General features: G+C 72.7%; 9 protein-coding genes. 3 read left to right on the top strand and 6 right to left on the bottom strand.

Features of this window, described 5'->3' with window-relative positions:
* Positions 1 to 211: 211 nt before the first annotated feature.
* Positions 212 to 2,791 carry an FHA domain-containing protein gene (locus ABZ495_RS05925; protein ID WP_359804347.1) on the bottom strand — a complete coding sequence of 860 codons (2,580 nt, stop codon included), beginning with the start codon at positions 2,789 to 2,791 and terminating at the stop codon, positions 212 to 214.
* Positions 2,792 to 3,092: 301 nt separating this feature from the next.
* Here ABZ495_RS05925 and serB point away from each other — a divergent pair, with 301 nt between their 5' ends.
* The gene (serB, locus tag ABZ495_RS05920; protein ID WP_359834600.1) at positions 3,093 to 4,349 is read left to right on the top strand and encodes a phosphoserine phosphatase SerB; all 1,257 of its coding nucleotides are present in this window, start codon (positions 3,093 to 3,095) and stop codon (positions 4,347 to 4,349) included.
* Between the two features lie 94 nt (positions 4,350 to 4,443).
* On the opposite strand, the gene ABZ495_RS05915 is transcribed toward serB, so the two are convergent.
* The 3 genes from ABZ495_RS05915 to ABZ495_RS05905 form a co-directional block, all read right to left on the bottom strand.
* The gene (locus ABZ495_RS05915; protein ID WP_329490143.1) at positions 4,444 to 4,971 is read right to left on the bottom strand and encodes a histidine phosphatase family protein; all 528 of its coding nucleotides are present in this window, start codon (positions 4,969 to 4,971) and stop codon (positions 4,444 to 4,446) included.
* 190 nt (positions 4,972 to 5,161) lie between these two features.
* On the bottom strand, positions 5,162 to 5,284 hold the full coding sequence (locus ABZ495_RS05910) for an SGM_5486 family transporter-associated protein (RefSeq protein ID WP_329490142.1): 123 nt from the start codon (positions 5,282 to 5,284) through the stop codon (positions 5,162 to 5,164).
* Positions 5,285 to 5,330: 46 nt separating this feature from the next.
* Positions 5,331 to 6,632 carry an MFS transporter gene (locus tag ABZ495_RS05905; protein ID WP_329490141.1) on the bottom strand — a complete coding sequence of 434 codons (1,302 nt, stop codon included), beginning with the start codon at positions 6,630 to 6,632 and terminating at the stop codon, positions 5,331 to 5,333.
* A gap of 129 nt (positions 6,633 to 6,761) precedes the next feature.
* Between ABZ495_RS05905 and ABZ495_RS05900 the strand changes: the two genes are divergently transcribed.
* Positions 6,762 to 7,436 (top strand): FadR/GntR family transcriptional regulator, encoded by a 675-nt coding sequence (locus ABZ495_RS05900; protein WP_329490140.1) that lies wholly within the window; start codon positions 6,762 to 6,764, stop codon positions 7,434 to 7,436.
* 91 nt (positions 7,437 to 7,527) lie between these two features.
* On the opposite strand, the gene fabI is transcribed toward ABZ495_RS05900, so the two are convergent.
* Positions 7,528 to 8,295, bottom strand: coding sequence for an enoyl-ACP reductase FabI (gene fabI / locus ABZ495_RS05895; RefSeq protein ID WP_329490139.1), 768 nt, complete (start codon positions 8,293 to 8,295; stop codon positions 7,528 to 7,530).
* Positions 8,296 to 8,297: 2 nt separating this feature from the next.
* Entirely contained in the window at positions 8,298 to 9,017 is a 720-nt protein-coding gene (gene fabG, locus ABZ495_RS05890) for a 3-oxoacyl-[acyl-carrier-protein] reductase (RefSeq protein WP_329490138.1), read from the bottom strand.
* Between the two features lie 340 nt (positions 9,018 to 9,357).
* On the opposite strand from fabG, the gene ABZ495_RS05885 reads away from it, so the two are divergent.
* Positions 9,358 to 10,503 (top strand): MBL fold metallo-hydrolase, encoded by a 1,146-nt coding sequence (locus tag ABZ495_RS05885; RefSeq protein WP_329490137.1) that lies wholly within the window; start codon positions 9,358 to 9,360, stop codon positions 10,501 to 10,503.
* Positions 10,504 to 10,571 lie beyond the last annotated feature (68 nt).

Raw genomic sequence — 10,571 nt, 5'->3', positions numbered from 1 at the left:
ATGTCGCAATCCACACCGAGCCAGAAGGCCCTCACTCATTTCAAGATCACCACGCCGTGAGCCCCGTCACCAACCTCCGTGGTCAGTACACCTAGGGCCCGAGACCCTGCGGCGAGGGGGCCGGTGAGGCGGAGGGGTGCCGGTACGCCGGGGGCGGCCCCGCCCGTCGCCGGGTGGGGCCGCCCCTGGGTGAGCGGTGCGGTGCGGGCGGTCAGCCCTTCTGCATGACCTCGGGCTCGTGGCGGCGCTGGAGGCGCGTCACGATGACGCCGATGACGATCGACATCACGATCAGGATGCCGCCGTCCAGCACCAGCTGGCCGACGTTGTGGCCCCAGATCGCGTCGTACTCGGGGTTCTTGAAGTCCTTGTTCCAGGGCCCGAGCAGCTTGGACAGGTCGAGCGTGGTGGCGACCATGCCGACGCCCCAGCGGGCCGGCATCAGCCAGGCGAACTGCTCCAGGCCCGGCTTGCTGAAGATCTGGAAGAGGCAGCCGGTGAAGACGACCTGGATGATCGCGAACATGACCAGCAGCGGCATGGTCTTCTCGGCGGTCTTCACCAGGGCGGAGATCATCAGGCCGAACATCATCGAGGCGAAGCTCAGCAGGATCAGGCCGATGCTCATCTCGATGATCGGCAGGTCCTTGATGATCAGACCGTGCTCGGGCAGCTTGCGCGGCAGGTAGCCGACGGCCGAGATGATCGCGCCCTGGACCACGCTGAAGAAGCCCAGCACGATGATCTTGGACATCATGTACGCCGACCGGGAGAGGCCGGTGGCCCGTTCCCGTTCGTAGATCGCCCGTTCCTTGATCAGCTCCCGGACCGAGTTGGCGGCTCCGGAGAAGCAGGCGCCGATCGCCAGGATCAGCATGATCGTCGCGGCGCCGCTGTTGATCCCGAGCTGCGACTTCGGGTTCGGCGCCAGCCCGGGATCGTTCGGGATCAGCACGCTGACCGCGCCGAGCACCGCCGGGAGCAGGATCGACAGCGCCAGGAACCCGCGGTCGGAGGCGAGCACCGAGGCGTAGCGGCGGATCAGCGTCCACAGCTGCGAGCCCCAGCTCTGCGGCTTCGGCGGGCGGACGGCCTCCTGGACGATCTGGGCGGACTGCACGGCCCCGGCGTCCACGTCGGCGGAGTACTGCTGGTAGTGCACCGACCCCCGGTAGCGGCCGGCCCAGTCGTGGTCCGGGTAGTTCTCGAAGGCCTGGAAGACGTCGGCCCAGGTCTCGTACCCGAAGAAGTGCAGCGCCTCGTCCGGCGGCCCGAAGTAGGCCACCGAGCCGCCCGGAGCCATCACCAGGAGCCGGTCACAGAGGGCGAGTTCGGCCACCGAGTGGGTCACGACCAGGATGGTGCGGCCGTCGTCGGCGAGGCCGCGCAGCATCTGCATGACCTCGCGGTCCATGCCCGGGTCGAGGCCGGAGGTGGGCTCGTCCAGGAAGATCAGCGAGGGCTTGGTGAGCAGCTCGAGGGCGACCGAGACGCGCTTCTGCTGGCCGCCGGAGAGCGCGGTGATCCGGTTGTCGGCGCGCTTGTCCAGGCGCAGCTCGTAGAGCACCTCGTCGATCCGCGCCTCGCGCTCGCGCGCCTCGGTGTCACCGGGGAACCGGAGCCGGGCCGCGTACTTGAGGCCGGTGCGGACGGTCAGCTCCTTGTGCAGGATCTCCGACTGCGGCACCAGGCCGATCCGCGAGCGCAGTTCGGCGAACTGCTTGTAGAGGTTGCGGCCGTCGTAGAGGACGTCGCCGCGGTCGGCCGGGCGGTAGCCGGTGAGGGCGCGCAGCAGGGTCGACTTGCCGGAGCCGGACGGGCCGATGACGGCGACCAGCGACTTCTCCGGGACGCCGAAGCTGACGTCGTTGAGCAGGACCTTCTTGCCGCCCTTGAAGTCGACCTCGACGGTCAGGTGGCGGGCGGAGAAGGAGACCGCGCCGGTGTCGACGAACTCCTGCAGCTGGTCGCCGACCAGGACGAAGCTGGAGTGGCCGACCGTCAGGCGGTCCTGCGGCCCCATCAGCTGGCGCTGGACGGGCCGGCCGTTGAGGAAGATGCCGTTGTGGCTGCCCAGGTCGACGATCTCGTACCGGCCGTCCGGCAGCTGGCGCAGCTCGGCGTGGTGGCGGGACACCTGGAGGTCGGAGACGACGATGTCGTTGTCGAGCGCGCGACCGATCCGGACGGTGTTCATCCCCGCGGTCAGGTTGCGGATCATCGTCGGCTGCGGGCCGCCGGCCTCGTGCTGCGGCGCCTGCTGCTGCGGGAAGCCGCCGTGCTGGGGCGCCTGCGGGGGGAAGCCCTGCTGCTGCGGGAAGGCCGGCGGCTGCCCGCCGCCCCACTGCTGCTGGACCGGCGGCTGGTAGGCCTGCTGCTGCGCCGGCGGCTGCTGCTGGGCCCACGGCTGCTGGACGGGCGCCTGCTGCTGGGCGGGCGGGACGTGGCTGCGGCTGGTGGCGGCCTCGTGCCAGGCGGGGGCGGGCGCGGCGGCCTGGGCGGGCGCGGAGAAGCTCAGCCGGGGGCCGTTCTCGGCGTTGCCGAGGTTGACCACCGCGCCGGGGAAGAGCGGGGCCTGCTGGGTCCGGGCGCCGGCGGTGTACGTGCCGTTGGTGCTCCCGTGGTCGTCGAGCTGCCAACCGGCCCCGTTGAACGAGATGGTGGCGTGCTGCCAGGAGACCCTGGCGTCGTCGAACGGGAAGTCCGACTGCGGGTTGCGCCCGATGGTGTACGACCGCCCCGGCTCCAGAGTCCGCTGCTGTCCGTTGATATCAATGACGAGTTGCGGCACTGCTCGCCTGCCCCGCTCTCTCGGTCCCCCGATTTTGCCCCCGGTCGGGGGTGCGATGTCCTGAATCCGACGGGGGGAATCATTCCAGCCCGCCGCCCGTTGGTGAAAGTCACCCCCGGTGACTGTGACCAGGCGGCAACGATTCGCGGACGCCCCCGCCACCGTCCCCGGGGCGTCGCCCGCGCGCCACCGTCCGGTCACCCGGGTGGTGCGCACACCGCCCACACCCCGTCCACACCCCCGTCCACGACGCGGACGGGTGCCGTGGCGCCGCCGGCCGGCGGGTAGCGTGGGAGCCACCATGAACGCATCGCCCTTGGCCGCCGAGCCGTTCCCCGCCCCGCAGCCCCGGACCGAGGACGAGCGCACCCTGCTCGTCAAGGTGTTCGGCAAGGACCGCCCCGGCATCACCGCCGGTCTCTTCGCCACCCTGTCCGGGTTCGGCGTCGACGTCATCGACATCGAGCAGGTCGTCACCCGCGGCCGGATAACGCTGTGCGCCCTGGTCACCCCGCCGACCGCGCCCGGTGCCGAGGGCGAGCTGCGTTCCACCGTGCACCGCTGGTCCGAGGAGCAGAAGCTCCAGGCCGAGATCATCTCCGGCATCGGCGACAACCGGCCGCGCCGCGAGGGCCGTTCGCACGTCACCGTGCTCGGCCACCCGCTGACCGCCACCGCGGTGTCGGCGCTCACCTCCCGGATCACCGACTCGGGCGGCAACATCGACCGCGTCTTCCGGCTGGCCAAGTACCCGGTGACCGCGGTCGAGCTGGCCGTCTCCGGTGTCGCCACGGACACGCTGCGCGCCGCGCTGGCCCAGGAGGCGGCCCAGCAGCGGGTGGACATCGCGGTGGTCGCGGCGGGCCTGGAACGCCGGGCCAAGCGCCTGGTGGTGATGGACGTCGACTCCACGCTGATCCAGGACGAGGTGATCGAGCTCTTCGCCGCCCACGCGGGCTGCGAGGCGGAGGTCGCCGCGGTGACGGCCGCGGCGATGCGCGGCGAGCTGGACTTCGCCGAGTCGCTGCACGCCCGGGTCGCGCTGCTGGCCGGCCTGGACGCCGGGGTGACCGAGAAGGTCCGCGCCGAGGTCAGGTTCACCCCGGGCGCGCGGACCCTGATCCGCACGCTGCAGCGGCTGGGCTTCCAGGTCGCGGTGGTCTCCGGCGGCTTCACCCAGGTCACCGACCACCTGGTGGAGCAGCTGGGCCTGGACTTCGCGGCGGCCAACACCCTGGAGGTGGTGGACGGCAGGTTCACCGGCCGGGTGGTCGGCGAGATCGTGGACCGGGCCGGCAAGGCCCGCTGGCTGGCCCGCTTCGCCGAGCAGGCGAAGGTGCCGCTGGAGCAGACCGTCGCGATCGGCGACGGCGCCAACGACCTGGACATGCTGAACGCGGCCGGGCTGGGCGTGGCGTTCAACGCCAAGCCGGTGGTCCGGGAGGCCGCCGACACCGCGGTGAACGTGCCCTTCCTGGACACCGTGCTGTACCTGCTGGGCATCACCCGCGAAGAGGTCGAGGCGGCCGACGCGCTGGACGGCACGCCGACCGAGTAGCCGCGGCCGGACGCACCCGAGGGGCACGAGGACCCGTCCTCGTGCCCCTCTTCGGCCACCGCGCCCGGACCGGGCGGCGCGGGGGCCGTTCGGCTCAGTCCTGCGGCGTGAAGTACGAGACCAGCGCGGCCACGCCCGGCTCGACGCCCTTCCAGGAGCCGTCGAAGCTGAGCACCGCGACGGCCGCGGTCGGGAAGCCGCCGAGCCGCAGCCGCTCCAGCGCCTCCCGGTCGCCCTCGTCACCGGCCAGCACCTGGGTCAGCCCGAGCACGCCCGGGTTGTGGCCCACCAGCACCACGTCGGGGTGGTCCTCGGGGGTCTCCTGGAGGACGGCGATGATCTCCCCGGGGCTGGCCTCGTAGATCCGGTCCTCGTACACCGTCCGGCGGGCGCGCTTCGGCAGTTCGTGCGCGGCGAGCTTCCAGGTCTCACGGGTGCGCAGGGCCGTGGAGCAGAGCACGTAGTCGGGGTTGATGCCGGAGTCGGCGAGCCAGCGGCCGGCTTCCGGGGCCTGGTGGCGGCCCCGGTCGGCCAGCGGCCGCTCGTGGTCGTCGACGCCGTCGGGCCAGTCGGCCTTGGCATGGCGGAGAACGATGATCCTGCGGGGCGTGTCGGCGCTCATACCCAGCAAGCTTGGCAGAAAAGCGGCCCGGGGGCGCGATGCCGCCGGTTGCCGCCACTCTCCGGGGTGCCGGGTGTCATCGTGCGCCGTTCACCGGCGGTCGGCGTGCGGTACCGCGGCCGGTCCGCGGGCGCGGACCGGCCAAGCGTCGCTGACCGGCCGGATCGGCCCCGGCGGGCCGCGCGGCGGATCAGCCGAGGTTCTGGGCCACCGTGGCGACGATCGCCAGCAGCACCACGATGCCGACGATCAGTGCGGCGATCTGGCCGAGCTTCTTGTGGCCGTCGGTGGGGTTCGGGTCGAGTACGGGCATGACCGGATTCTCCCACCCCGGTCGTGCCCGCCCGTCAGCGGCCCCGCTACGCCGCGGCGCCGGCGGCGGCCGGGAGGACCGCCTCGTCCTCGATGTGCCGGGCCCGCGCGGCCCGCAGGCCGAACAGCATCTGGGGCACCAGCAGCACGGCGAGGAAGCCCAGCGGCAGGTACCACTCACCGGTGGCCTGGTACAGCCGGCCGATCAGGATCGGGCCGGGGATGGAGATGAGGTAGCCGACTCCCTGGGCGAACGCGGAGAGCTGGGCCACCCCGCCGGCCGTCCGGGCCCGCAGGCCGATCATGGTGAGCACCAGCGGGAAGGCGCAGTTGGAGAGGCCGACCAGGGTCGCCCAGACCCACGGCACGCCGGCCGGCGCCAGCGCCAGCCCGGCGTACCCGGCGATGCCGCAGGAGGCCAGCACCACGACGAAGAGCCGCTGGTCGCCGCGGCGCGCGGCGAGGTTGGGCAGCACGAAGGAGACCGGGACGCCGATCACCATGGTCAGGGCCAGCAGCACCCCGGAGGTGCCCTCGGAGACCCCGGCGTCCTGGAAGATCTTCGGCAGCCAGCCCATCACCACGTAGGCGCCGGTGGCCTGGAGGCCGAAGAAGCAAGCCATCGCCCAGGCGGTCCGGCTGCGGGTGATCGGCAGCTTGGCGACCGCCCCGCCGGTCTTCCCGCCGCGCTCGCGCCTGGTCACCGCGACCGGCAGCCAGAGCAGCAGCGCGACCGCGCCGAGGGCCGCCCAGACGCCCAGGCCGACCCGCCAGTCCCCGCCGAGCGCGCTGGTCAGCGGCACGGTGACGGCGGCGGCGAGCGCGGTGCCGGCCGACAGCGACATGGAGTACAGGCCGATCATCGGACCGACCTTCTCCGGGAAGTAGCGCTTGATCACCACCGGGATCAGCACGTTGGAGACCGCCACCCCGGCCAGCGCGAGGGCGGTGAGCAGCAGGAACACCGCCGTGCCGCCGGCGAACGAGCGGGCCAGCACGCCGGCCGTGATCGCTCCCATGCCGGCCGCGACCACCGCGATCGGCCCGAACCGCCGGGCCATGCCGGGCGCGGCGAAGCCGAACAGCGCGAAACAGAGCGAGGGGACGGCGGTCAGCAGGCCGGCCAGCGTCGGGTTCATCCCGAGGTCGGTGCGGACCTGGTCGAGCAGCGGCCCGAGGCTGGTGACCACGGGCCGGAGGTTGAAGGCGGCGGCGGCGATCGCGACGGCGAACAGCCAGCCGAGGTAGGTGCCCCGGCGGGCGGAGGCGGATGCGCCGGTGGCGGGCCGCTCGGTCTGCGGTCCGGCCCCGGTCCGTGGGGTGGTGGTGGTGTCTGCTGCGGAAGGCATGGGAGCCATCATAGAATGATGGGATGAATTAGCGCATCCTCGACTTGGCATGATGTCCCGACCCGCCCCAAGCCGACCCACCCGCCGGCCGACGCCCCCACCGCCGACCCGAAGCCGCAAGGAGTCCCCGTGGCGCTGTCCTCTCCGAGGCGCACCCCGCTGTCCGACCAGGTGATCGCGCAATTGCGCGCCCAGATCACCTCGGGCGAGTGGCCCGTCGGCTCACGCATCCCGACCGAGGCCGCGCTGGTCGAGGAGCTCGGCGTCGCCCGCAACACCGTCCGCGAGGCGGTCCGCGCCCTCGCCCACAACGGGCTGCTGGACATCCGCCAGGGCTCGGGCACCTACGTCCTGGCCACCAGCGAGCTGGCCGGCGTCATGCACCGCCGCTTCGCCGACGCCGACCAGTCGCAGGTCGCCGAGCTGCGGGTGACCCTGGAGACCTCCGCGGCCGGCCTGGCCGCCACCCGCCGCACCGCGCGCGACCTCGCCCTGCTGGACGCCACGCTGGCCCGCCGCGAGGACGCCTGGCGCTCCGGCGACGCCGAGGACTTCATCCAGGCCGACGCCGCCTTCCACCAGGCCGTGGTCGCCGCCGCCCACAACGACGTCCTCGCCGCCGTCTACGCCGACCTCGGCGAGGTCACCCGCGCCCACCTGCGCCACGACGTCGGCCCGGAGCTGATCGCCGAGCGCTACCTCGGGCACGACAAGATCCTCGACGCGATCCGGGCCGGCGACCCGCAGCGCGCCTCGGTCGAGGCCGGCCGTGCCATCGGCGCCTGCACCCCGCCCGACGCCTGACGCCGTGCGCACCGGCGCGCGCGGGGCCCGCACAGCACCGCGGCCCGGCACCCCCAGGAGGGGTGCCGGGCCGCGGTGGCGCGGGCAGCGGTCAGGCGCCGATGGCGTGCAGGCCGCCGTCCACGTGGACGATCTCGCCGGTGGTCTTCGGGAACCAGTCCGAGAGCAGGGCGACGACGCCGCGGCCGGCCGGCTCCGGGTCGGAGAGGTCCCACTTCAGCGGGGAGCGGGTGTCCCAGGTGGCGGCGAGGTCCGCGAAGCCCGGGATGGACTTGGCGGCCATCGAGCCGATCGGGCCGGCCGAGACCAGGTTGACCCGGATGTTGCGGTCGCCGAGCTCACGGGCCATGTAGCGGGAGGTGGCCTCCAGCGCGGCCTTGGCCGGGCCCATCCAGTCGTACTTCGGCCAGGCGAACTGCGCGTCGAAGGTCAGACCGACGACCGAGCCGCCGTCCTGCATCAGCGGCAGCAGCGCCGTGGTGAGCGACTTCAGCGAGAACGCCGAGACGTGCATGGCGGTCGCCACGGACTCCCACGGCGTGTTCAGGAAGTTGCCGCCCAGGGCGTCCTGCGGGGCGAAGCCGATCGAGTGGACGATGCCGTCCAGGGTCGGCAGGTGCTCGCGGACCTGGTCGGCGATGCCGGCCAGTTGCTCCTCGCTGGAGACGTCCAGCTCCAGCACCTTGACCGGGTTCGGCAGCTTCTTGGCGATCCGCTCGGTGAGGCTGGGCCGGGGGAAGGCGGTGAGGATGATCTCCGCGCCCTGCTCCTGCGCGAGCTTCGCGGTGTGGAAGGCGATGGAGGACTCCATCAGCACTCCGGTGATCAGGATCCGCTTGCCCTCAAGGATTCCACTCATGCTCAGTGACCCATGCCCAATCCGCCGTCTACGGGAATGACGGCTCCGGTGATGTACGCGGCCTCGTCCGAACCGAGGAACCGCACGGTGTTGGCGACCTCGGCGGGCGCCGCGTAGCGGCCCAGCGGCACGCCCGAGACGATCTCCGCGCGGCGCTCGTCGCTGAGCACTGCGGTCATGTCGGTGTCGACGAAGCCGGGGGCGACCACGTTGACGGTGATGTTGCGCGGGCCGAGCTCACGCGCCAGCGAGCGCGCGAAGCCGACCAGGCCGGCCTTGGAGGCGGCGTAGTTGGCCTGGCCCGGGGAGCCAGTGAGACCGACCACCGAGGAGATCAGCACGACCCGGCCCTTGCGCGCGCGCATCATCAGCTTGGAGGCGCGCTTGACCACCCGGAACGCCCCGGTCAGGTTGGTGTCCACGACGGAGGTGAAGTCCTCTTCGGACATCCGCAGCAGCAGGGTGTCGTGGGTGATGCCCGCGTTGGCGACCAGCACCTCGACCCCGCCGTGCTTGGCCTCGATCTCCGTGAACGCCGCGTCGACCTGCGCGTTGTCGGTGATGTCGCAGCGCACCGCGAGCACGTCGTACTTGGCCAGCTCCGCGGGAACCTCACCCGAGCGGCTGGTGATGGCGACCTTGTCGCCCGCCTCGGCGAAGGCCAGGGCGATCGCGAGGCCGATGCCCCGGTTTCCTCCGGTGACGAGAACCGAGCGGCTCAACGATCCACCTCTCTCCGTAGTGTGCGCGTACGTCGGTATGAGCACGCAGTGTGACGCTATCGGTCGGCCCCGGGCGGCGACGAATCGGGCTCCCACAGCGCCTCACCGAAGGAACTGTCGCAATCCGACAATCCGTACCGGGGCCGCCCGTCCCCGGTCCCCGACCGCCCCGGCCTACCCTTGTGGCGTCCACTGCGGCGGTTTTCCGGGAACAACGCGACGGGGCGCACCCGTTGCCCCCGTGGTGCGGGACGACCGGGGCCGGCCGTACCGAAGTTCCCGGACGGGTCCCGGCGCGCGGGGCCCGGCGGCCACGGCGACGAGCGAAGGCAGAGCACGGATGAGCGACGCACAGTCCGGTACCACCCACCGGCGGGGACGACTGCTGGCCCTGGCCGCCCTGGCGGCCGGCGCGGGAGCGGCCGCCTGGTCGCTGCGCGACCTGCCGGCGGCCTTCGGACGGCGGCCGGACGCCGCCCGGGAGGCCCGGGTGCGCAACTCCCCGCAGTACCGGGACGGCGTCTTCCACAACGCACCGTCCACCCTGGCCCGGGCCAAGTCCGCGCCGGACATCGACCGGGACACCGTGCGCCGGATGCTGTTCCAGCGCGAGGGCCGGGTCCCGGCCCACCCGGTGCCCACCGTCCGCCCGGCCGGCGGACCGCGCGAGGCCGCCGAGGGCGTGGAGATCACCTGGTACGGGCACGCCTCCGCGCTGGTCGAGATCGAGGGCACCCGGGTGCTGCTCGACCCGGTCTGGAGCGAGCGCTGCTCCCCCACGGCGCACGTCGGCCCCAAGCGGCTGCACCCGGTGCCGGTCGAGCTGGAGGAGCTGCCGCAGGTCGACGCGGTGCTCATCTCGCACGACCACTACGACCACCTGGACATGGCGACGGTCAAGCGGCTGGTCCGCAGCCAGTCCGCGCCCTTCGCGGTGCCGCTCGGCATCGGCGGCCACCTGCGCCGCTGGGGCGTCCCGGAGCACCGGATCATCGAGCTGGACTGGGACGAGACCTGCACGCTCGGCGAACTCGCCGTCACACTCACCTCCGCCCACCACTTCTCCGGGCGCGGTCTGACCCGCAACACCACGCTCTGGGGCTCCTGGGTGATCGCCGGGCCGACCCGCAAGGTCTTCTACACCGGGGACTCCGGCTACTTCGAGGGCTACGCGCGGATCGGCGAGCAGCACGGCCCGTTCGACGCCGCCCTGATGCAGATCGGTGCCTACGACACGGCCTGGGCGGACATCCACATGACGCCGGAGGACGCCGTCCTCGCGCACCGCGAGCTGAACGCCGGCCTGCTGGTGCCCGTCCACTGGTGCACCTTCAACCTGGGCCTGCATCCCTGGGCCGAGCCGATCGAGCGGCTGCTGGTCGAGGCCAAGGCGCAGGCCGTCCCGCTCGCGGTGCCGCGCCCCGGCGAGCGGGTGGACGTCGACAACCCGCCGGAGCTGGACGGCTGGTGGGAGACGGTCGGCTGACCGGATCCCCGGGGGCGGCGGCCGCCGCGTGTCACCGCCCGAATGCGCTGGCCGAAACCCCCTGAACG

It is taken from the genome of Kitasatospora sp. NPDC005748 (genome assembly GCF_040630735.1).
Lineage (GTDB): Bacteria > Actinomycetota > Actinomycetes > Streptomycetales > Streptomycetaceae > Kitasatospora.
The sequence above is the reverse complement of the archived record's forward strand: the minus strand, read 5'-3'. Positions and strand labels throughout refer to the sequence as shown.

Bases quoted from the DNA above. Each gene is read 5' to 3' on its own strand.
- ABZ495_RS05885 (WP_329490137.1), top strand. From the start codon at position 9,358: ATGAGCGACGCACAGTCCGGTACCACCCACCGGCGGGGACGACTGCTG.
- ABZ495_RS05915 (WP_329490143.1), bottom strand. From the start codon at position 4,971: ATGAGCGCCGACACGCCCCGCAGGATCATCGTTCTCCGCCATGCCAAG.
- ABZ495_RS05910 (WP_329490142.1), bottom strand. From the start codon at position 5,284: ATGCCCGTACTCGACCCGAACCCCACCGACGGCCACAAGAAGCTCGGC.
- fabI (WP_329490139.1), bottom strand. From the start codon at position 8,295: ATGAGTGGAATCCTTGAGGGCAAGCGGATCCTGATCACCGGAGTGCTG.
- ABZ495_RS05905 (WP_329490141.1), bottom strand. From the start codon at position 6,632: ATGCCTTCCGCAGCAGACACCACCACCACCCCACGGACCGGGGCCGGA.
- serB (WP_359834600.1), top strand. From the start codon at position 3,093: ATGAACGCATCGCCCTTGGCCGCCGAGCCGTTCCCCGCCCCGCAGCCC.